The organism is Amycolatopsis panacis (assembly GCF_003600245.1).
In the GTDB taxonomy this organism is placed as follows: Bacteria; Actinomycetota; Actinomycetes; order Mycobacteriales; family Pseudonocardiaceae; genus Amycolatopsis; species Amycolatopsis sulphurea.
The window spans coordinates 52,759-73,608 of sequence record NZ_QZFV01000080.1 but is presented as its reverse complement, the minus strand read 5'-3'; the positions used below and the strand labels follow the sequence as shown (position 1 = coordinate 73,608).

The 20,850-nt window shown below is 70.8% G+C and carries 22 protein-coding genes and 2 pseudogenes; 16 read left to right on the top strand and 8 right to left on the bottom strand.

Annotation, left to right across the window (positions count from 1 at the left end):
• Positions 1–115, top strand: a pseudogene (locus tag D5S19_RS33145) (N-acetylmuramoyl-L-alanine amidase); the annotation flags it as partial.
• A 7-nt stretch (positions 116–122) separates the two neighbouring features.
• On the opposite strand, the gene D5S19_RS14805 reads toward D5S19_RS33145, so the two are convergent.
• Genes D5S19_RS14805 through D5S19_RS14795 form a run of 3 tightly spaced genes read right to left on the bottom strand, consistent with a single transcriptional unit; the run spans position 123 to position 4,060 of the window.
• Entirely contained in the window at positions 123–1,079 is a 957-nt protein-coding gene (locus D5S19_RS14805) for an LLM class F420-dependent oxidoreductase (RefSeq protein WP_120023916.1), read from the bottom strand.
• Positions 1,076–3,190 (bottom strand): prolyl oligopeptidase family serine peptidase, encoded by a 2,115-nt coding sequence (locus tag D5S19_RS14800; protein WP_456061911.1) that lies wholly within the window; start codon positions 3,188–3,190, stop codon positions 1,076–1,078. Before D5S19_RS14800 ends, D5S19_RS14805 begins: the two co-directional genes overlap by 4 nt.
• Positions 3,191–3,202: 12 nt before the next feature.
• The gene (locus D5S19_RS14795; protein WP_120023914.1) at positions 3,203–4,060 is read right to left on the bottom strand and encodes a PPK2 family polyphosphate kinase; all 858 of its coding nucleotides are present in this window, start codon (positions 4,058–4,060) and stop codon (positions 3,203–3,205) included.
• A gap of 166 nt (positions 4,061–4,226) precedes the next feature.
• Here D5S19_RS14795 and rocD point away from each other — a divergent pair, with 166 nt between their 5' ends.
• On the top strand, positions 4,227–5,456 hold the full coding sequence (gene rocD, locus D5S19_RS14790; protein WP_120023913.1) for an ornithine--oxo-acid transaminase: 1,230 nt from the start codon (positions 4,227–4,229) through the stop codon (positions 5,454–5,456).
• Positions 5,457–5,539: 83 nt separating this feature from the next.
• Positions 5,540–6,121 carry a phosphatase PAP2 family protein gene (locus D5S19_RS14785; RefSeq protein ID WP_233573914.1) on the top strand — a complete coding sequence of 194 codons (582 nt, stop codon included), beginning with the start codon at positions 5,540–5,542 and terminating at the stop codon, positions 6,119–6,121.
• Here the strand turns inward: D5S19_RS14785 and zapE are convergent.
• Positions 6,063–7,106, bottom strand: coding sequence for a cell division protein ZapE (gene zapE, locus D5S19_RS14780; RefSeq protein WP_120023912.1), 1,044 nt, complete (start codon positions 7,104–7,106; stop codon positions 6,063–6,065). The two genes, D5S19_RS14785 and zapE, sit on opposite strands and share 59 nt — an antisense overlap.
• Before the next feature lie 110 nt (positions 7,107–7,216).
• Here zapE and D5S19_RS14775 point away from each other — a divergent pair, with 110 nt between their 5' ends.
• From D5S19_RS14775 to D5S19_RS14730, 10 genes and pseudogenes are all read left to right on the top strand, one after another.
• Complete coding sequence (locus D5S19_RS14775; protein ID WP_233573909.1) at positions 7,217–7,975, top strand: pyrimidine reductase family protein; 759 nt, start codon at positions 7,217–7,219, stop codon at positions 7,973–7,975.
• Positions 7,975–8,506: pseudogene (locus D5S19_RS14770) on the top strand (RNA polymerase sigma factor). Before D5S19_RS14775 ends, D5S19_RS14770 begins: the two are co-directional and overlap by 1 nt.
• The gene (locus D5S19_RS14765) at positions 8,503–8,919 is read left to right on the top strand and encodes a hypothetical protein (protein WP_120023910.1); all 417 of its coding nucleotides are present in this window, start codon (positions 8,503–8,505) and stop codon (positions 8,917–8,919) included. The pseudogene D5S19_RS14770 and the gene D5S19_RS14765 overlap by 4 nt, the downstream one beginning before the upstream one ends.
• 140 nt (positions 8,920–9,059) lie before the next feature.
• Complete coding sequence (locus D5S19_RS14760; protein ID WP_120023909.1) at positions 9,060–9,479, top strand: Asp23/Gls24 family envelope stress response protein; 420 nt, start codon at positions 9,060–9,062, stop codon at positions 9,477–9,479.
• Positions 9,480–9,523: 44 nt separating this feature from the next.
• Entirely contained in the window at positions 9,524–9,700 is a 177-nt protein-coding gene (locus D5S19_RS14755) for a hypothetical protein (RefSeq protein WP_120023908.1), read from the top strand.
• On the top strand, positions 9,697–10,083 hold the full coding sequence (locus tag D5S19_RS14750; RefSeq protein WP_233573907.1) for an Asp23/Gls24 family envelope stress response protein: 387 nt from the start codon (positions 9,697–9,699) through the stop codon (positions 10,081–10,083). The genes D5S19_RS14755 and D5S19_RS14750 overlap by 4 nt, the downstream gene beginning before the upstream one ends.
• Positions 10,083–10,619, top strand: coding sequence for a DUF6286 domain-containing protein (locus D5S19_RS14745; RefSeq protein ID WP_120023907.1), 537 nt, complete (start codon positions 10,083–10,085; stop codon positions 10,617–10,619). The genes D5S19_RS14750 and D5S19_RS14745 overlap by 1 nt, the downstream gene beginning before the upstream one ends.
• Positions 10,616–11,218 (top strand): Asp23/Gls24 family envelope stress response protein, encoded by a 603-nt coding sequence (locus D5S19_RS14740; protein WP_120023906.1) that lies wholly within the window; start codon positions 10,616–10,618, stop codon positions 11,216–11,218. Before D5S19_RS14745 ends, D5S19_RS14740 begins: the two co-directional genes overlap by 4 nt.
• Positions 11,219–11,245: 27 nt before the next feature.
• Positions 11,246–12,319: an ATP-dependent DNA ligase gene (locus D5S19_RS14735; protein WP_120023905.1), complete on the top strand. Its 1,074-nt coding sequence runs from the start codon at positions 11,246–11,248 to the stop codon at positions 12,317–12,319.
• A 96-nt stretch (positions 12,320–12,415) separates the two neighbouring features.
• Positions 12,416–13,984, top strand: coding sequence for an alpha/beta hydrolase (locus tag D5S19_RS14730; protein WP_120023904.1), 1,569 nt, complete (start codon positions 12,416–12,418; stop codon positions 13,982–13,984).
• Between the two features lie 18 nt (positions 13,985–14,002).
• Here the strand turns inward: D5S19_RS14730 and D5S19_RS14725 are convergent, their stop codons facing one another.
• Positions 14,003–14,245, bottom strand: a complete 243-nt coding sequence (locus tag D5S19_RS14725) for a DUF2630 family protein (RefSeq protein ID WP_120023903.1) — start codon at positions 14,243–14,245, stop codon at positions 14,003–14,005.
• 86 nt (positions 14,246–14,331) lie between these two features.
• Here D5S19_RS14725 and trxA point away from each other — a divergent pair, with 86 nt between their 5' ends.
• Positions 14,332–14,712: a thioredoxin gene (gene trxA / locus D5S19_RS14720; RefSeq protein ID WP_120023902.1), complete on the top strand. Its 381-nt coding sequence runs from the start codon at positions 14,332–14,334 to the stop codon at positions 14,710–14,712.
• Positions 14,713–14,784: 72 nt separating this feature from the next.
• Here trxA and D5S19_RS14715 read toward each other — a convergent pair whose 3' ends face one another.
• Together D5S19_RS14715 and pruA are read right to left on the bottom strand one after the other, a co-directional pair.
• Positions 14,785–15,714, bottom strand: a complete 930-nt coding sequence (locus D5S19_RS14715) for a proline dehydrogenase family protein (protein ID WP_120023901.1) — start codon at positions 15,712–15,714, stop codon at positions 14,785–14,787.
• 11 nt (positions 15,715–15,725) lie between these two features.
• Positions 15,726–17,354 carry an L-glutamate gamma-semialdehyde dehydrogenase gene (gene pruA / locus D5S19_RS14710; RefSeq protein ID WP_120023900.1) on the bottom strand — a complete coding sequence of 543 codons (1,629 nt, stop codon included), beginning with the start codon at positions 17,352–17,354 and terminating at the stop codon, positions 15,726–15,728.
• A gap of 146 nt (positions 17,355–17,500) precedes the next feature.
• On the opposite strand from pruA, the gene D5S19_RS14705 reads away from it, so the two are divergent.
• Both D5S19_RS14705 and D5S19_RS14700 read left to right on the top strand, forming a co-directional pair.
• On the top strand, positions 17,501–19,099 hold the full coding sequence (locus D5S19_RS14705; protein WP_120023899.1) for a PucR family transcriptional regulator: 1,599 nt from the start codon (positions 17,501–17,503) through the stop codon (positions 19,097–19,099).
• A gap of 27 nt (positions 19,100–19,126) precedes the next feature.
• Positions 19,127–19,789 (top strand): maleylpyruvate isomerase N-terminal domain-containing protein, encoded by a 663-nt coding sequence (locus D5S19_RS14700; protein WP_120023898.1) that lies wholly within the window; start codon positions 19,127–19,129, stop codon positions 19,787–19,789.
• A gap of 32 nt (positions 19,790–19,821) precedes the next feature.
• Here the strand turns inward: D5S19_RS14700 and D5S19_RS14695 are convergent, their stop codons facing one another.
• The gene (locus D5S19_RS14695) at positions 19,822–20,814 is read right to left on the bottom strand and encodes an MsnO8 family LLM class oxidoreductase (protein WP_233573906.1); all 993 of its coding nucleotides are present in this window, start codon (positions 20,812–20,814) and stop codon (positions 19,822–19,824) included.
• Between the last annotated feature and the right edge of the window lie 36 nt (positions 20,815–20,850).

Below are 20,850 nucleotides of genomic sequence, written 5' to 3'. Positions count from 1 at the left end.
GGGCGCGGCGACCTTCCAGGCGATGAAGGGCGCGAGCTATCACCTGGGGAGCCGTCCGCTGCAGTACCTGCTTTCGTCCCCGGTCAACGGGGACGACGTGTTCGCGTTGCAGGAACCCAGCCTCAGCGCACCGGAGCGAGCCCGCGTACCTGGGCGAAGACATCCCCTCCGGTAGGCAGCACCGCGAGCACAGGAGTGGTCAGCCCGTTGTCCACATAGGACTGCACCTGCTCCCGGCAGGACGCCACGCTGCCGTGCACCACCAGCGCGTCGACGACCTCGTCCGGGATCACCTCGTTCGCCTTCTTCCGGTCACCGGCGGCCCACGCCTCGTGCATCGGCCGCAACTGCTCGCCGCGGCCCAGCCATTCGTGGAACGCCGCGTACACCGGCACCGTCAGGTACGAAGAGATCATCATCCGCCCCAGCGCCCGCGCGGCCGCGGCGTCCTCGGTCGGGCATACGAAAATCCGGGCCGCCAGCTCGACATCGGGGCCGACGACCTCCCGTACCTTCGGCACATCCGCGGCGGCCAGCCAGTTGGTGATCGCCCCGTCAGCCTCCTTCGCGGCCAGCCGCAGCATGCCCGGCCGCAGCGCGGCCAGCATGATCGACGGTGCCGGGTCGGGTGCCCGCTCCAGCCGGAACTTCGTCACCGAGAACGTGTCGTAGGACTCGGTCACCTTCTCCCCGGCCAGCGCCGAGCGCAGGAACCGCAGCGTGTCCCGCGACCGCTTGAACGGTTCGGCGAACTCCGCGGAGTTCCAGCTCTCCACGATCACCGGCGAAGACGCGCCGATGCCCAGCACGAACCGTCCGGGCGCGAGTTCGGCCAGCGTCGAGGCGCTCATCGCGAGCAGGCCCGGCCCACGGGTGTAGACCGGCACGATCGCGGTACCCAGCCGCAGTTGCGGCGCCCACTGCGAGGCCAGCACGAGCGGCGTGAACGCGTCCGTGCCCGCGGTCTCCGCGGTCCACACGTCGGTGTAGCCCAGATCCGGCAGCTCCTCGACGAGCGCGCGATGCTCGATCAGCGGCACCCCGGTGAGCGGGATGGTGAGTCCCCAACGACTGGTCACTGCTGCTCCTTACGACCGGCGGTCAGCTCACGCAGAATCCAGTCGACCTGTGTGCGCATCAGGTTTTCCGCGACCTCTTCGGCCTGCGGCGTCATGTGGGTGGCCCCGGCGAGCGGCAGGAACACGTGCGCGCGACCGGCGGCGAGCAGGGCCGAGGACAACCGCAACGAGTGCGCGGGGAACACGTTGTCGTCCGCCAGCCCGTGCACGAGCAGCAACGCCCGGGAGAGCGATCCCGCGTCCGCGATGAGCGAGTTGTGCTCATAGCTGTCCGGTTCGGACTCCGGCGTACCGAGGTAACGCTCGGTGTAATGCGTGTCGTACAACGACCAATCGGTGACCGGAGCACCGGCGACCGCGGCGTGGAACACATCCGGACGGCGAAGCACGGCGAGCGCGGACAGGTACCCGCCGTAGGACCAGCCGCGGATGGCGACCCGTTCCAGATCCAGCTCCGGATACGCTTCGGCAGCCGCGTGCAGCGCGTCGACCTGGTCGGCCAGCGTCACGTCCGCGAGCTTTCCGGCGATCGCCTTCTCCCACGCCGGTCCACGCCCCGGCGAACCACGCCCGTCCACGACCAGCACCGCGAACCCCTGGTCCGCCAGCCACTGCGGAGTCAGGAAAGCGTTGCGGCTCTGCAGAACCCGCTGCGCGTGCGGACCGCCATACGGGTCGAGCAGCACCGGCATCCGGCCTTCGCTCGGCTCGTATCCCCGCGGCAGCACCAAAGCCGCGCGCAGACCACGCTCCCCCAGCGTGAGCCAGGTCAGGTTCGGCACGATCTCCGGGTCCACAGTGGACGACGCGATCGTCCCCACCACCGCACCGTCCCGCAGCACGCTGACGCGCGGGCCGCCGTACTCCAGGCTCCACGCGGTCAGTACGGTCAGCTCCGCACTTCCCGCCCCCGCGTGCACACCGTCCTGAGTGGACAGTCGACGCACGCCGTCGCTTCCGGCGCGGTACACGTGAATCTGCGTCGAGTCGTCTTCCGAAGCGGTGAAAAGGATTTCGTCTCCAACGTGAAGCACCGCGCGCAGCTGCATGCCCGGCGGAGTCACCGGCGTGCCATCGACGACGAGCCGGTGGTCCCCGTCCGCGGCGCTCTCCACGACCAGCCTGCCGTCCGGCGTCCAGGCCGGCACGCCCTGCACGATCTCCACCCAGTGCTCGTCGGTCTCGGTGTGCAGCTCGGTCACCGATCCGTCGGCCGGGTCCAGGGCCAGCACCGTGAGTGCCTTCTGATCCCGCGGCTGCACCGAAAGCAGCGGCTTTCCGCCTGCCGACCAGTGCACGGCGACCAGGTATTCCCAATCCCCGCCTGCCACGTCGACGCGGCTGCCGTCCAGCCCGAGCACGGCGAGCGACACCTCGGCGTTCGGCGTACCGGCGGCCGGGTAGGCCACCACGTTCGCGGGCTGCTGCGGGTTCGCCGGGTCGCCGATCGTCCAGCGCGGCACCGGGCCGCGATCGGACCGCTCGACGAGCAGGCTGCGCCCGTCCGGCGCCCACCAGTACCCGCGGACGCGGTCCATTTCCTCGGCGGCGATGAACTCCGCGAGCCCCCACGTGATGTCCTCGCCGTCCTCCCCGACCAGCTCCCGGTCCTCGCCGGTGGCCAGCTCGATCACGCGCAGCCGCCGGTCCCGCACGTAGGCGACATGCGTCCCGGCCGGGTTCGGCCGCGGATCGATCACGGACTTCTCGACCAGCATCCGGGTGGTGCCGGTGGCCAGGTCCAGCGTGTAGAGCTTGCCGGACAAGGTGAACGTGACGAGGGTGAACGCGCTGTCGACGTCGAAGGCCACCACCCCGCCGCCGGTCTCGCGAGTCCGCTCCCGCCGCGCCCGCTCCTCGGGCGGCAGGTCCTCCTCCCCCGGCAGCAGCTCGGCCGCGTCGACCAGCAGCGTCTCGCGGCCGTCGGCCGGATCGAACGACCACAGACTGTGCCGCGGGTCGGTGCCCGAAGCCGTACGCAGGAACACCACCCGCGAACCGTCCGGCGCGACCCGGAACTGCTTGGGGGCGCCGAGGGTGAAACGCTGGGTGCGGGTCTGGCGGCGGAGGAACGGAACGTCGTCGAGCGCGGAGTCGGTCACGCCCCGCACTCTTTCAGAAGATCAGCCGCTCGCGCCAACATTCTGCAGCGCGGCCCGCTGCAGCGCCACGTCGTAGCCCGGCTCGGGGAACCGCGGATCCAGCTCGGCGAGGGTCTCGGTGAGCAGCTCGGCCACCGCCCAGTTCCGGTACCACTTGCGGTCGGCGGGCACCACGTACCACGGCGCGTGCGCGGTCGAGGTCCGCTTCAGCAGATCCGCGTAGGCGGCCTGGTAGGCGGGCCACACGCTGCGGGCTTCGACATCGGAGGGGTCGAACTTCCACCGCTTCTCCGGCCGGTCCAGCCGCGCGGTCAGGCGCCGCAGCTGCTCCTCCGGCGAGATGTGCAGGAAGACCTTGACCAGTGTGGTGCCCGCCTCGGTCAGCTCACGCTCGAAGGCGTTGATCTCGGTGTAGCGGCGGCGCCGGTCGGCTGCAGGCAGCTCGCCGGTGACGCGCGGCACCAGGATGTCCTCGTAGTGCGAGCGATCGAAGACGCCGAGGTGCCCCGGAGCGGGCAGCCGCCGGCGGATGCGCCACAGGAAATCGTGGCGTCGTTCGGCGGCGGTGGGCTTCTTGAATCCCGTGTACTGCACGCCCATCGGGTTCACCAGGCCGAGCACGTGCCCGACGGTGCCGCCCTTGCCGGAGGTGTCCATGCCCTGCAACACGAGCAGCACGCTGCGCTCTCCGCCGCCGGAGCCCTCCGCGAACAGCGCCTCCTGCAGTCCGGCCAGCCGCTCGCCGGCCGACGCGAGGTGCTTCGCGCCTTTGCCCTTCTTACCCGGCCCGACCGGCGACGAACCGGGGTCCGGCAACTCGCCGTCCGCCAAGAGCGCGGCACGGACCCGGTTCGCGTTCTCCTTCGCTTTCTTCGCCATTCAAGCAACGATAACCGGCGGCTCACGGCCGTACCCGGGCAAGCGGTCACCCGTTGGCATGGTTACGCAGCGAATCACCGTGACCAGTCCGGACCGCGCAACAAACAACCGGTGCAAGCAACGTTTCCCGGATGAACTCTCCGCCCCGGCCATCTAGCCTGGGCGCATGACGACGTTCGCCGGTACCGGCCTCCCCGCTTCCACCGACGGCTATCTCGCGCTCGATGAGCAGTGGAGCGCGCACAACTACCATCCGCTGCCGGTCGTCATCGCCGATGCCGCGGGCGCCACAGTGACCGACGTCGACGGAAAGTCCTATCTCGACTTCCTGTCCGGCTACTCGGCGCTGAACTTCGGGCACCGGCATCCGGACCTGATCGCCGCCGTGACCGAGCAGCTCGGGCGGGTCACGCTCACCTCGCGAGCGTTCCACCACGACCAGTTCGGCCTGTTCTGCCGCGAACTGGCGGAACTGACCGGCACTGAGATGGTGCTGCCGATGAACTCCGGCGCGGAAGCCGTGGAATCCGCGGTGAAGCTGGCCCGCAAGTGGGCGCACCGGATCAAGGGCGTCCCGGACGGCACCGCCGAGATCATCGTGGCCGGCGCCAACTTCCACGGCCGGACCACCACCATCGTGTCGTTCTCCACCGACGAGACCGCCCGCGCCGACTTCGGCCCGTTCACCCCGGGTTTCGTCACCGTCCCCTACGGCGACGCGGATGCCGTGCGCGCCGCGATCACTCCCCGCACCGCGGCCGTGCTGCTCGAACCGATCCAGGGCGAGGCGGGCGTGATCGTGCCACCCGCCGGGTTCTTCGCCGAGGTCCGCCGGGCGTGCGACGAGGAGGGCGTGCTGCTGATCGCGGACGAGATCCAGTCCGGGCTCGCCCGCACCGGCACGGTGCTGGCTCTGGACCACGAAGGCGTGCGGGCCGACCTGTACACCCTCGGCAAGGCCCTCGGCGGCGGCATCCTGCCGGTGTCCGCGGTGGTCGGCGGCCGCGAGGTGCTCGGCGTGCTCAAGCCCGGCGAGCACGGCTCGACCTTCGGCGGCAATCCGCTGGCCTGCGCGGTCGGCCGCGCCGTGATCCGGTTGCTGAACACCGGCGAGTTCCAGCGGCGGTCCACCGAACTCGGCGAGCATCTGCGACAGCGGCTCGGGAAACTCGTCGGCCACGGACTGTCCGAGGTCCGCGGTCGCGGGCTGTGGGCGGGCATCGACCTGGCCCCCGGCGGGCCGTCCGGCCGGGCCGCGTCCGAGGCGCTGGCCAAGCTCGGCGTGCTGTGCAAGGAAACCCAGGACACCACGCTGCGGATCGCCCCGCCGCTGGTGATCACCCGAGCAGAGCTGGACCGTGGCCTCGACGCCATCACCCAGGTGGTCCAAGCCTGAAAGGCTGTGAAGGGTCCCTTCACGGTCGCAGAGTCCGTGAAGGGTCCCTTCACAGCTTTCACGGCTCCCGTACGCTCGCATGAGTGACCGTCAGACGGGTACTCGTCTTCGTCGCCGTGCTCGGCGCGCTCGCCGCACTCCTGCTCGGCTTGCTGGTCGTGCCCCGCGCACCGGGATCGCTCGACACCTGGGCCACCGACCGCACCGGGGAGCTGAGCGAACGGCTGCTCGACGTGCTCGTCCTGCCGACCGAGCCCTACCTGGTGATCCCGGCAATCGCGCTGATCGCCGGCGCCGCCTGGTACCTGCGCCGGCGGGAGGACGTGATACTCGCGGTCGCCGCGCCGGTGCTCGCCGTCGCGCTGAACACGTGGGTGCTGAAGCCGATCTTCGGCCGCTGGAAGGACGGCGGGCTCGCCTACCCCAGCGGCCACACGGTCAGCCTGGCCGCCGTGCTCGTGGTGCTCATGCTGCTGGCCAGGCCGAAAGTACTCACGGCGATCGCGGCGATCCTGCTGCTGGGCTGCGCGACGATCGGGCTGGTCGGGCTCGGCTACCACTACCTCACGGACGTGGCGGGCGGGGTCTGCTTCGCGACGGCCGTGGTCACCGGGCTGCGGGCGGTGCTGATACCGCGTCGCGTGCCAGCGCCGTCAACCGGCTGACGGCACGCAGGTACTTCTTGCGGTACCCGCCGTTGACCATCTCCTCGCCGAACAGCTCGGGCAGCGGCACCCCGGACACCACCACCGGGATCGCCCGGTCGTAGAGCCGGTCGGCGAAGGCGACCAGGCGCAGTCCCACGTTCTGGTCCGGCGCCGGGGTCACCCGCGCGAGGTGCACCCGGCTCACCCCGTTCAGCAGCTTCCCGTACCGCGACGGGTGCAGCCGCGCCAAGTGATCGGCCAGCGCGCCGAATTCGTCCAAAGTGGACCCTTCGTGTGCCGCCGCGGACGCGGCCAGCTCCTCGTCCCCGACCGGTGGCGGCGCGTCGGGCAGACCGCGGTGGCGGTAGTCCGGCCCGTCCACCCGGACCACGGTGAACCGCCGGGACAGCGCCTGGATCTCGCGCAGGAAGTCGTCCGCGGCGAACCGGCCTTCGCCCAGCTTGTCCGGCAACGTGTTCGACGTCGCGGCGACGTGCACACCGGCGTCGGTCAGCTCCTGCAGCAGCCGGCTGACCAGCGTGGTGTCACCGGGGTCGTCCAGCTCGAACTCGTCGATCGCGAGCAGCCGGTGCGCCGACAACCGCCGCACGGCCTCGCCGAAACCGAGCGCGCCGACCAGGTGGGTCAGCTCCACGAAGGTGCCGTAAGCCTTGGGACCGGGAGCTTCGTGCCAGGTGGAGGCCAGCAGGTGGGTCTTGCCGACCCCGAAACCGCCGTCGAGGTAGAGACCCATCGGCCCGGCTGGGGCCGCCGCACCGCCACCGAACAGCGAACGCAGCCGGGACTTCTTGGCCGAACCTTCGCCGATCCGCGCGGCGAACGCCGAGCACGCCTGCACTGCGGCGGCCTGGCTGGGCTCGTCCGGATTGGGCAGGTAGGTGCCGAACCGGGCCTCGCCGAACCGCGGCGGCGGCACCAGGGACTCGATCAGTTCGTCGGCCCCGAGCTCGGGAAACCGGTCGGTCAGGGCAGCTGCGGGCATGGTCGGGGAGCCTATCCGGGCCGGTCCGGGCCACTGCCGCCCGCCGCCCCGCGGCGGCAAGGCATATCCCCCGGTCGGGGCCGGGACGGGGCCGTGCTGGGATGGTCGCTGTGCGGATCGTGTGGCCACCATCACCGGAAGAGCGCGGGGACGGCACCGCGCTCTCCGACGCGGACCTGGAACGGATCTACGGCTATCCGCCGGCCTGCCCGGGGCCGTTCGTCCAGGTCAACTTCGTCGCGTCGGCGGACGGCGCGGTGGCCGTGAACGACCTGTCCGCAGGGCTGTCGAATCCGGCGGACAAGCGAGTTTTCCTGCTCGCCCGCGACCTCGCCGACGTGATCCTCGTCGGCGCGGGCACGGCCGGTGCGGAGGGCTACCGAGGAGCACGCACGAACCCCGTCCGGGCCGCCCGCCGCGAGCGTCTCGGCCGCTGCCCGGTGCCGCCCGTGGCGGTGGTCACCCGCAGCGGCGCGCTCGACCCGGCCGCGCCGCTGTTCACCGACACGCACGTGCCGCCGATCGTGCTCACCACCGCCCGTGCCGACACGGCCGCGCTCACCCGCGCGGGCGCCGAAGTGCTCGTCTGCGGAGAGGACGACGTGGACCTGGAGCGGGCGCTCGCCCTGCTGTCCGAGCGCGGCCTGAGGCGCGTCGATTGCGAAGGCGGGCCACGGTTGTTCGCTTCGCTCGCCGCTGCCGGCCTCGTCGACCAGCTGTGCCTCACCGTCGCGCCGATACTCGCCGGTGGCGGCGCGGGACGGATCGCGGCAGGCCCGGCGGTCATCCCGCCGCAGGGGCTGGAGCTGGCGTCGGTTCTCGTCGAGGACAGCGCCGTGCTGCTGCGCTATCGGCGGTGCGCGGGCTGATGGACGACGACGGCAGGCTCGCCGGGGATGCCGCGGCAGGAGACCACGCCGCTTTCGACACCCTGGTCCACCGTCACACGCCGATGATGTTCCGGGTCGCGCTCGGGATCACCGGCAGCCCGGCCGAAGCGGAGGACGCCGTGCAGGAGGCCTGGCTGTCGGTCTGGCGCGCGCTGCCCTCGTTCCGGCAGGAGGCGCGGCTGTCCACCTGGCTCTACCGGGTGGCCGCCAAACGGCGCGCTCGCCCAGCTGCGCCGGCGCCGGCCGACCGTGCCGCTGGACGAGGCGGCGGGCCAGGTCGCCGGCACCACCCCGGAACGGCAGGTGGTCGACGCCGAGCAGGTGGACGAGGTGCTGCGGGCGATCGCCCGGCTGGAGGTGTCCCAGCGGGTCCCGCTCGTGCTGCGCGAACTGGAGGGGCTCAGCTACGAGGAGGTCGCCGAGATCCTGGAGGTCGGCGTGCCCGCCTTGCGTGCGCGGCTGCGCCGGGCCAGGGTGGCGCTGCTCGGTCAGTTGAGGGAGCGGTCATGACGGACCCGGAGCGCGATCCGCGGTGGGCAGCGGTACGCGCGGCGCGCAGGCACCGTGTGCCGACCCCGCCCGGACTGGTCGAACGCGTCCTGAGCTCCCTCGACGACGCGCGCTCGGCGCGATCGGTGCAGCTGCCCTCGGATAAGGGCCTGCGCTCGGTCACCGAACCGGCCTTCCTGCGGCTCGCCCGCACGGTCGCGGACGCCGAGGCGGCGGCCGTGCCCGGGATGCGGGTCACCGCGGTGGCGCTGGCCGACGAGCGGCTGCAGGTGCTGGCCGCGGTCCGCTACGGCGTGATCGCCGACGAGGCAGCCGACACGCTGCGCGCCCGGATCACCGCGGAACTGGACCGGCAGCTGGGCGCCCGGCCGCCGGTGTTCGACGTGCACGTGGTGGACGTCCATCCGGACTGAGCGCCGAATTAGCCCGTCCGGGTGAGCCCCCGTGAGCTTTCGCCCGGTCGGCACATCGTAGAAGCAAGCAGGCACCCGGCAGCCGGGACGCCGCCCGGCGACACTGGAGGCGCACATCGGCAGACGAGGGAGCAAAGAGCATGGCGCAGCAGAACTCGGACTCGGCCGCAGACGAGGGTGCACCGGGCCGTACGACGATCGCCTCACTGGTCGTGCAGAAGGTGGCCTCGGTGGCCGCGCGCGAGATCGCCGGGGTGTACACGCTCGGCGGCAAGGGGGTGTCCCGCACGCTCGGCGCGATCAAGGAACACATTCCCGGCTCGGGCACCGCCACCACCACCGGGGTCTCGGTGGAGGTCGGCGAGAAGCAGGCCGCGATCGATCTCGACCTCGTGGCCGGCTACGGCGCGCGGATCCCGGAGGTCGCGCAGGCGGTGCGGCGCAACGTGATCAGGGCGGTCGAGCAGATCACCGCGCTCGAGGTGATCGAGGTCAACCTCACGATCACCGACGTCCACCTGCCGGGTGAGGACGAGGCGGACGCCTCGCGGGTGGAATGACCCGCGCGCGGGCACAAGGCGGACAGCACACGGAAGGAAACACGTTGAACGCAACGCAGACCGGGATCCTCGCCGGCCTGATTCTCGGCCTCGCCGCCACCCAGGGATTCACCGCGTTCCTGGTGACGCTCGCCGTCGGCGTCATCGGAATGGTGGTCGGCCGGGTCCTCGACGGCGAACTGGACCTCGGCGACGTGTTCGGCAAGGGCCGCGACAAGTGAGCCCGGTAGCGCAGGTCGACCTGCCTCGCAGTGCGCTGCCGGAGCCGGCGGAGCGCGGCGCGCTGAGCATCGCGCACACGGTGGTGCGCAAAGTCGCCCAGCACGCCGCGGACCAGGTGCCGGGCACCATGCCGAACGAACGCCGCATCGCCGGCGTGAGCACCGGCAAGGCCGGCGCGAGCGCGAAGGTGACCGGCTCGGACAACGACGTCGACCTCGCACTGGAACTCGCCTTGCGGTACCCGGCGACCGTACGAGCGGTGACGGGCGACGTACGCGCGAAGGTCGTCGAAGAGGTCGAGCGGCTCACCTCGTACCGCGTACGTTCGCTGGCGGTCACGGTGTCCGCGCTGCTGCCCGACGTCGCACCGAGGGTGCAGTGATGCGGGTTGCCGTCCGGCTGTTGTCCACTGTGCTCGCTCTCGCGATAGCGGGCGGCGGGGCGCTGCTCGCACTGGAAGTCGGCTGGCACTGGTGGCAGCCGGATCGCGGACCGCTGCTCATCCCCTGGCCGCAGTGGCGCACTATACTGTCCACAGTGGACTGGGTCAGCACGCCGATGCGGATCACCGCGGGGATCGTGGTGGTCGTGGGGATCGTGCTCGCGCTGCTCGCGTTCGGCGCGGGTGACCGTAAGGTGCCGATGACCGAACCGGCCGACGGCGTCAGCGTCAGCACTTCGCCGCGCGCGCTCGCGCGGATGGTGGGGATCGCGGTGCGCGCGCAAGACAACGTACGCGGCGTGTCGGTCACAGCCAGCGCTCGCCGCGTACGCGTGCGCGCGACGAGCCGGTTGGAAAGCGAAGAACAGCTCCGGCCTCGTCTGGTGGAGACGGTGACGACGGTGCTGGACGACCTGCCGCTCGTACGCCGGCCGAAGGTGACTGTGGTCGTCGATTCGCCGAGGGACCGCCGATGAGCAACGCTGTCACCGCCCGCCGGGCCCAGGGCCGTTCGTACGGCGCCGAGCGCACGCTGACGTGTCTTATCGGCGTTGTGGCGATTCTCGCCGGCGCGGCCGCGCTGGTGGTCGGCATGGGCTGGCTGGGCCGGTTCCGCGCGCAGCGTCCGGTACTCGATCCCCTGGCGGTCGGCTGGCTGCACGACCACGCGCTGTACGCGCGGATCGGCGCTGTCGTGATCGGCGTACTGCTGCTGGTGCTGGGCCTGTGGTGGCTCGTACGTTCGCTAAGCCCGGAGCGTCATCCGGATCTGCGGCTGGACGAGACGCCCGGCGCCGAACTCACGGTGACGTCGGGTGCGCTCGCCGGTGCCGTGAGCAGCGATACCGAGCAGATCGACGGCGTTGTCCGTGCGCGGGTGCGCTCGGTCGGCACGAAGGCCGAGCCCGCGTTGCGCATCTCCCTGTGGCTGGCCGAAGGCGCCGACGTCCGGCGAGTGTGGGAAGACCTCGAAACGCACGTACTGACTCGCGCCAGGGAATCCCTCGGCGTCACCACGCTGCCCACCGCGATCCGCCTCGAACTCGACACGGCCGGACCGACACGCGTGCGCTGACCGCGGCTTTCGCCGAGAATGCCGGACATGGCCCTTCCCCTGGCGGCACCGATCAAGCCCATGCTCGCGAAGCCCGCGAAGGCGATCCCCGATTCCGGTGGGCTGCTCTTCGAGCCCAAGTGGGACGGGTTCCGCTGCCTCGTTTTCCGGGACGGCGGCGAACTCACCCTCCAGTCGCGCGCGGAGAAGCCGCTCAACCGGTACTTCCCCGAGGTCATCGCGGAGCTGAAGGCGTGCCTGCCGGACCGGATCGTGCTGGACGGCGAGCTGGTGGTCGCGCGCGGCGGCAAGCTCGACTTCGACGCGCTCACCGAGCGCATCCACCCGGCCGACAGCCGGGTCCAGCTGCTCGCGAAGGAGAGCCCCGCGCAGTTCGTCGCGTTCGATCTGCTCGCCCTCGGCGACGAGTCCTTCATGGACGAACCAACCTCCGCGCGCCGCGAACGGCTGACCGCGTTGTCCGGCGTGGCACTGACCCCGGCGACCACAGATCCGGCGACCGCGCGGCACTGGTTCGAGCTGTTCGAGGGCGCCGGCCTCGACGGGGTCATCGGCAAACCGCTGGCCGAGCCGTACACGCCGGGTAAGCGGGTGTTGTTCAAGTACAAGCATTCCCGTACTGCCGATTGCGTACTCGCCGGCTTGCGGTGGCATGTGGACTCCGCGCCGGGCGAAGCGGTCGGCTCGTTCCTGCTCGGCCTGTACGACGAGCACGGCCTGCTGCACCACGTCGGCGTCGTCGGCTCGTTCCCAGCAGCGCGGCGGCGGGAGCTGGCCACCGAGCTGAGCCCACTGATCACAGACGGCGAGGGCCATCCGTGGGTCGGCGACGCGGTGCGCGAAGGGCAGCGGATCCCTGGCGGCATCACGCGCTGGCGGGCGAAGGAGCAGCCTTGGGTGCCGCTGCGACTGGAGCGCGTCGTGGAGGTGTCCTACGAGCACACCGAAGGCGGCTACCCGTCTCGGTTCCGGCACACCGCGCAGTTCGCCCGCTGGCGCCCGGACCGTGAGCCGTCCTCGTGCGGTTACACCCAGCTCGACGAACCCGCGCGGTACGACCTGTCCGCAGTGTTCCGCGGCGAGGTCGTACGGACCCGCTGAGCGGCGTCGGTGTCGTAGACCCGCTCACTGCCTCCCCACACCCGGCATGTCAAGCTCGGCGGCGAGTTCGCCCGGATTCGACGTGAGGACCTGCCCGTGCACCGCCGTTTCGCCCGCCGTCTCCATCTGCGCGTACGGCTGGTCGCGGCGACGCTCGGCGTGCTCGCGCTGGCCGGGTGCACGACCGGGCCGTCGGTGCGCCCGGCGGTGATCGACAACGACGGGCGCAACACGCCGTCCCCGAAGTCCAGTACGGCGCCGGTGCCGCTGCCCCCGCTTACGCAGCCGCAGTCGTCAGCCCTGCGCTGGGCTGACTGCAGCCAGGACACCCGCGAGCGGATCGGCGATCCGGCCGTGCCCGCATCGCTGCAGTTCAGCTGCGCGCGGATGACCGCACCACTCGACGCGCCCGACGACACCCAGCGGCTGCTCGCGCGGATCTACCTGCTGAAGGTGGGGAACGGGCCGATCCCGCTGGCAGTGGTCAACGATGTCGGGGGCGAGCCTGGCACGGTGTACGCGGCGCGACTGGCCGCCCAGTTGCCGCCGGCGTTCCTTCAGAAGTTCTCGCTGATCGGTATGGACCGCCGTGGCACGGGGCTGTCCGGCGGCGTGCAGTGCGCGCCGGACGAAGTGCGGTCGGCGCTGTTAGGCGCCGATCCGGCCCAGGGTGGCCTCGGCGACGTACTGGACGCAGCACGCCGCGTCGGGCAGCAGTGCGCAATCGACCTGGACACCGCGCAGACCGCCTTGGACAGCTGGCGTACCGCCGGCGACCTCGACGAGCTGCGGCAGGCGCTCGGCCTCGACCGGCTGAACGCGCTCGGCCACGGCGACGGCTCGAAGGTCCTGTCGGAGTACGCCGTGCGCTACCCCGCGCAGGTGGGCCGCATGGTCCTGGACGGCCTCCCGGACCCGGGTGACGACCGGGGCGCCGTACTCGACGCGGTCGCCGCCGGCGCGCAAGCCACCTTCGACGCGTTCAACGCCGACTGTGCCGCCCGAGGCTGCCCACTGGGTGATGCGAAAGCCGCACTAAAGGCCGTGACCGATCGGCTGCGCGCCGCACCGGTCAGCGGCCCCGACGGTCTCGTAGTCGACCCGGGGGTCGCGACCTATGCCGCGTACGTCGGTCTCAGCGACCGCACGCGCTGGCCCGCTCTCGCGGACGCACTGAACTCAGCCCGCAACGGTGACTTCGCCGCACTGACGGCCTTCGCGGACCCCGTGCTGGTCGACGCGCGTGGGCGCGCGTCGCGGATCAGCGGCATGATCGCGACCCGCTGCAACGACTCGTCCACCCGGCTGCCCGCGGACCAGATCGACCGCGCCGAAGCCGCCATGCGCACCAAGTACCCGCAGTTCGGCGCCGCCATCGCCCAGGAACTCGCCTGGTGCGGTGCCTGGCCCGTACGCCGCGAGCCGCTGCCCGCCGCGGGTGCCCCCGGCGCCCCGCCAATCCTGGTAGCAGCCACCGCGGCCGACCCGGTGACCCCACAGGTCGGCACCACCCGCGCCGCGGACCAGATGCCCAGTGCGGTCACCGTCACCTGGCAAGGCGCGGGCCATGGCGCGGTGGGCCAGTCGCCGTGCGTCACCGCTGCCGTGCAAGGGTTCCTGATCGACGGCAAGGTTCCGGACAACGGGACGCTCTGCCCGGCTTGAGCCCCGGTCGTCTCGGTGCTACTGCCGGTAACCCTCGACCTGCGCGACCGAACGCACCTCAGTCTCGTCCGGGTCCTCCGCGAACTCGGTGCGTGCGCGGCGCCGGCGGAGCAGGTCCCAGCACTGGTCCAGGCGCTGTTCCAGTGCCGTCAACCGGTCCCGGTCCACGGCGGACAGGCCGGTGCCTGCCGCGCGGGCGCGCAGCGCGTGTTCCTCGGCGATCAGCTCGTCGATCCGGTTCAGGATGCCGTCTTCGGTCATACGTACCTCCGCAAGTCGTCCGGCAGGGGTGCAGACGCGGCGGCGGGCCGGGGAATTCCCGGCCGGTCCGGTTCGTTGGACCCGGCATGAGCACAGTGGAGCTGACCGCGGGCAATTTCGACCAGACCGTGACCGACAACGAATTCGTGCTGATCGACTTCTGGGCGAGCTGGTGCGGCCCGTGCCGGCAGTTCGCGCCGGTCTATGAGGAGGCATCGAAGCAGCACGAGGACATCGTGTTCACCAAGGTCGACACCGAGGCCCAGCAGCAGCTCGCGGCCGCCTTCGACATCCGGTCGATCCCGACCCTCGCGGTGATCCGCGACAAGACGCTGATCTTCTCCCAGCCGGGCGCGCTGCCCGCGGCCGCGCTGGAGGACGTGATCCGCCAGGCGCGCGAGGTCGACATGGACGAGGTCCGCAAGGCCGTCGCCGCCGAGCAGGCGCACCAGCCCGCGCAGGACTGACCAGGGGAACCACGAAGGCCCCGGTACCCGCTCACAGAGCAGGTACCGGGGCCTTCGCCGTGTGTGGGGGCCTCAGGAACGCGTGACGAGCCCGCGCAGGAAGAACGTCAGGTTCGCCGGCCGTTCCGCGAGACGCCGCATGAAGTAGCCGTACCACTCGTCACCGCACGGCACGTACACCCGCATCGTGGTGCCCGTCGCGGCGATCCGCTGCTGCTCGTCCGGGCGGATGCCGTAGAGCATCTGGAACTCGTGGTCGTCCGCAGTGCGCCCGGCGTCGGCAGCCAGCCGCTCCGCGATGGCGATCACCCGCGGATCATGCGAAGCGACCATCGGGTAGCCCTGCCCCGCCATCAGCACCCGAAGGCAGCGTACGTAGGACTTGTCCACTTCGGACTTGTCTTGGTACGCCACGGTTTCCGGCTCTGAGTAAGCGCCCTTGCACAGCCGTACCCGCGAACCCGGGCCGGACAGGTCGCGGCAGTCCTGCTCGGTACGCCGAAGATAGGCCTGCAACACCGCGCCCACCCACGGGTACTCGCCGCGCAGCTTCCGGAGGATGCCGAGCGTCGAGTCGGTGGTGGTGTGGTCCTCCATGTCGAGAGTCACCGTCGCCCCGACAGCTTCCGCTGCCGCGCAGATCTTGCGCGCGTTCTCCAGCGCGACGCCCTCGCCGTCGCCCGGCAGGAACTGCCCGACTGCGGACAGCTTCACCGAAACGTCAGCGCCTTCCGAAAGGCCTTGTTCCGCTAATGCGGACAACAACTCCTCGTACGCCTGTACAGTCCTTGCAGCCTGTGCGGCGTCGGTGGTGTCCTCACCGAGGTGGTCGATGGTGATCTTGCGACCGTCTGCGGCCAGTTCCCCGGCAACGCGTACGGCGTCCTCTGTAGCGGCACCGGACACAAACCGGCGGACCACTGCACGCGTCGCGGGCACGGCTTCGATCAACGCCCTGATCCGCGGTGATCGAGCAGCAGCGAGCAACGGGGTACGCAGCATTGCGATCCTCCTCAGCCCTGGTGCGGGTAGCGCACGGTGGTCGGCGGCACGAAGGTCTCCTTGATCGAGCGCGGACTCGTCCAGCGAAGCAGGTTGAAGATCGACCCGGCCTTGTCATTGGTGCCGGAAGCGCGCGCCCCACCGAAGGGCTGCTGCCCGACGACGGCACCGGTCGGCTTGTCGTTGACGTAGAAGTTGCCCGCGGTGAACCGCAGTGCTTCGGAGGCCTTCGCGACCGCTGTGCGGTCGTTGGCGATCACTGCACCGGTCAGCGCGTACGCAGCGGTCTCGTCGATCACCTTGAGGACGCTGTCGAACTCGGCGTCTTCGTAGACGTACACAGACAGGATCGGCCCGAAGTACTCGGTGCTGAAGATCTCGTGCTTCGGGTTGGTCGATACAAGGACGGTCGGCTGTACGAAGTAGCCCACGCTGTCATCAGCCGTGCCACCGACAAGGATCTCCACTTCGGAGTCGCCCTTGACGCGCTCGAACAGCGAAGCGTGCTTGTCGAACGCGCGACGGTCGATCACCGCGCCACCGAAGTGACTGAGGTCGGTCACGTCGCCGTAGCTGATCGCCTCTGTCTCACTGGCCAGGCCGTCCTTCAGCTGCTCCCACAGGCTGCGCGGCACGTACGCACGCGAAGCAGCGGAGCACTTCTGGCCCTGGTACTCGAACGAGCCGCGGACGAGCGCGGTGCGAAGCACGTCAAGGTCGGCCGACGGGTGCGCGAGCACGAAGTCCTTGCCACCGGTCTCGCCGACGATCCGCGGGTAACCGCGGTAGCCGGAGATGTTCGCGCCGACGGTGCCCCACAGGTGCTGGAACGTGGCGGTGGACCCGGTGAAGTGGATGCCCGCGAGGTCACGGTGCTTCAGCGCGACCTCGGAGACCGCCTTGCCATCGCCGGGCAGCAGGTTGATCACGCCCGGCGGCATGCCCGCCTCTTCGAGCAGCCGCATCGTCAGGTGCGCGGCGAAGCTCTGCGTGGGCGAAGGCTTCCACAGCACGGTGTTGCCCATGAGCGCAGGCGCAGTGGGCAGGTTGCCGGCGATCGCGGTGAAGTTGAACGGCGTGATCGCGTACACGAAGCCTTCCAGCGGGCGGTGCTCCATGCGGTTCCACACGCCGGGCGAACTCATGGGCTGCTCAGCCAGCACACGACGGCCGAACTCGACGTTGAAGCGCCAGAAATCGGCGAGTTCGCAAGCGGAGTCGATCTCGGCCTGCGTCGCCGTCTTGGACTGGCCGAGCATGGTGGCCGCGTTCAGCGTCGCGCGCCAGGGACCGGTCAGCAGGTCGGCCGCGCGCAGGAGTATGGCAGCGCGGTCGTCGTACGAGAGCGCGCGCCACTCCGGGGCCGCCTTCGCCGCGGCAGCGATCGCGTCGGACGCGTCCTGCTGCGAGGCGCTCTGGATGGTGCCGAGCACCTGGCCGTGGTTGTGCGGCTGGACAACGTCGATCTTCTCGCCGCCTCCGGCGCGCTGTTCACCGCCGACCGTCACAGTCAGGTCCACCGGTCCGGCCTGACCCAGCTTCGTCAGCGCACCCTCCAACTCAGCGCGCTCAGCGCTCCCGGGGGCGTACGTGTACACCGGCTCGTTCTTCGGGGCGGGGGTCTGGGTCACGGCGTCCACGGCGGCTCCCTCGTCTTCACTGACTGTCTTCTGTGACTGTCTTCGCTGACTGCTCGATTTACCCGAACGGTAGCCCCGCGAACGGGCTAAGGGTTTGTTCGATCGGCTAGAATCGTCTGGAGGCTTTTGTCCGATCGGAGTCCGCCATGAGCAGCCCGGATCCGTTTGCCGGCACCTCCCTGCGGCACGTCCTGGCCACCCTCGGCGAACCGCTGGTCCGGGTGCTCGTCGCGCCGCTCGGGCTGGGTGTACCGGTGCAGGACGTGGTGATCCTCGATCCCGAGGACCCGCCCGAAACCCATCCCGGCGACCTCGTGCTGGTCATCGGCGCGCGCGGCCGGTCGGCGGCCGCCGCGATCCGCGCGGCCGGGCGCCGCGGGGCGGCTGCGGTGGCAGTGAAGGGCGACGGCGGGATCGACGTCGCCGCCGACGCGGGCGTCGCGCTGCTGACCGTGGGCGCCGAAGCGCGTTGGGAGCAAGTGGAGGCGCTGGCCCGCGGCGTGGTCGACGCTGCGCGTGCAGGCGGCGAAGCGGAGACAGGTGAGGTGCTCGGCGACCTGTTCGCCCTTGCTCAGACTGTCGCCGCCCTTACCGGCGGGCTGGTCAGCATCGAGGACACTGCCAGCCGCGTACTCGCGTACTCACGCGCGGGCGACGAAGTCGACGAGTTGCGTCGGCTGTCCATCCTCGGCCGCGAAGGACCCGAGCGGTACTTGGTCATGCTGCGTGAGTGGGGCGTCTACCAACGACTGCGCGCAGGCGAAGGGATCGTACGCGTGGACGAGCGTCCGGAACTGGGCATCCGCCGCCGGATCGCGGCCGGCATCCATGCCGGTTCCCAGCCGCTCGGCACGATCTGGGTGCAGGAGGGCGCGCAACCGTTGACCGAGCAGGCGGAGATCGCGCTCCTCGGCGCCAGCCGCACGCTCGCGCCGTACCTGATCCGCGCCCGGACCCAGCCGGACCCACAGCTGCGGCTCCGCGAAGAGCTGCTGGCCGGTCTGCTCGACGGCCGGGTCGACGCGGAGTCCGTGGCCGACGACATCGGCGCGGATCCGACAAGACCCGCCCAGGTGCTGGCCTTCGCACTGGCACCACAGCAGCCGTCTGCTCCGTCGAACAGGCTGTTACGGCGCGCAGAGCTGGTACACCTGATCGCAGTGCACACCGCGGCGTACCGGCGCACCGCGTTGGTCAGTGTGCTCGGCGGTCGCGTGTACGCGCTCCTGCCCGACCTTCCGGAGAACTCCGACGCCTCCGTACTCGCGTTGGCGAAGGAAATCGTTGCGGCAGCTCGACATCACCTCGATGTACCGGTACGCGCAGCGATCGGCGGCGTCGTGCCACGGCTGTCCGAAGCGGTAGCTTCGCGAGGCGACGCAGACCGCGTGCTGATCGCGATGACGCGCGGACACTGGGCCGACGACGTCGCGTCCCTCGCCGACGTACGGGCCGACGTGCTGTTGTCGGAGGTTCTCGCGTACCTCGCGGACAAGCCGCGCATCAGGGACCCCCGTCTCGCCGAGCTGCTGACCCACGACGCCAAACACGGCGGCATCCTCGTACCCGCGGTACTTGCCTACCTCGATGCCTTCGGTGACGTACGCACAGCCGCCCGGGAGCTGAACATTCACCCCAACACGGTCCGCTACCGCGTACGCCGTGCCACGGAAGTCTCCGGCATCGACCTGACAGACCCGGCGCAACGGCTACTCACCGAACTACAGCTCCGGCTACCACGCTGACCCGGGTACTCTCGTTAGAGTGCGAAGGTGGATCTCTTCCCTCGCGCCTGGACTGCCCTGCAGGAAGCCGTGCGCTCGCTCGAAGGCGGGCAGTGGGTCGCCCCTTCCGGCTGCACCGGCTGGCTCGTGCAAGACCTCGTCGCGCACCTGATCATCGACGCGCAGGACGTGCTCGTCACGCTCGCCTCCACCACCACCACCACCGCGCCCGCCACACTGACCGAAACCAGCTACTGGCAACCGGCCGGGGAAGCGCCGGACGGCACCGATGAGGAGTCGGCGTTCGTCCGCCGCAGCGCGGCCGCCTACGGCACCACCGCGTGGCTCCACCACCACTTCGACGACCTCGCCGTGGCGGCCGTCCGTGCCGCCGCGGCCGCCGATCCGGCCGCCCGCGTGGAAACCCGGGACGAGGTCATGACCGTCCCGAGCTACCTGGCGATGTGCGTACTGGAAACGACCCTGCACCACCTCGATCTGATCGCCCATCTGTCCGGAATGGACGGACCTCCGGCGGAGACGCTGGCCGCTTCCCGGGCGATGGTGGCGGACATCGCCGGCTTCGCCGTGGCGCCCTCGCTCGACGACCGCGCCGCGCTGCTCGTGACCACCGGACGACGTGCCCCGTCCGCCACGGAAACCGCCGCGTTGGGGGAATTCGCCGCGAAACTGCCGGTGGTCCTCGGGTGATCGTCACGAATTTCCCAAGCCGAGGAGATCACTCAGGCGGGCACCGAAAGCCCGGCGAGCGCCGCCAGCGCGGCGAAGGAGTCCACCCGTTCGGCCGGGTCGTAGGTACTGGTGCTGATCAGCAGTTCGTCCGCGCCGGTGCGCCGGACGAGCGTGCCGAGCCGGTCCGCGACCTCCTCGGGGGTGCCGCTGATCTGCCCGGCGAGGACTTCGCCGAGCCGGGTGCGTTCGCGCTCGGTCATCGGCAGCGCAAGGATCTCCTCGGCCGGGGCCAACGGCGGGAACACCCCGTGACTGCGGGAGTACACAGTGGACCACGCCTCCGGGAGCAGCAACCGCTGGGCCTGCTCCGCGGTGTCCGCCACGGCGACCGCGGTCGACACGACGACGTACGGATCCGCGATGTCCGAACGGAACTGTTCGCGGTAGCGGGAGATCGCGTCGAGCATCGCCTGCTCGCCGCGTGCCGGGGCGATCACCAGCGGCAGCCCCAACTCGGCGGCGAGGCCGGCACCCACGCCCGTGGCCAGCAGGAACACCGACACTGACTGGCCTTCGGCCGGGATCGCGTGCACGCCCGGGTAAGCGCTGTCCCCGCGGAAGAACGCGAGCAACTCGCGCACCTGGCCGCCGAACCCGTCAGCCGCGTCCTTGCCCTGCCCGCGCGCGCGGCGCACACCCTCGACGAACCCGACCGACCGGCCGAGCCCCAGATCGATCCGCCCGGGGTGCAGCGCCGCCAGCACCCCGAACTGCTCGGCGATCACCAGCGGACGGTGATTGGGCAGCATCACGCCGCCGGTCCCGACCCGGATCCGCTGCGTGGCACCCGCGATCGCCGCGGCGAGCACCGCCGGCGCGGACCCCGCCACGCCCGGTACCCCGTGATGTTCGGAAACCCAGAACCGGTGATATCCGAGCGCCTCGACGTCCCGCGCGAACGTGACGGTGTCCCGCACGGCCTGTACGGTCCCCCGCCCCCGCCGCACCGGCGAGCGGTCGAGCACCGAGATCGGAACGTCCACGCAGAGGCCAACACCCGCGTACGGACGGGGATTCCC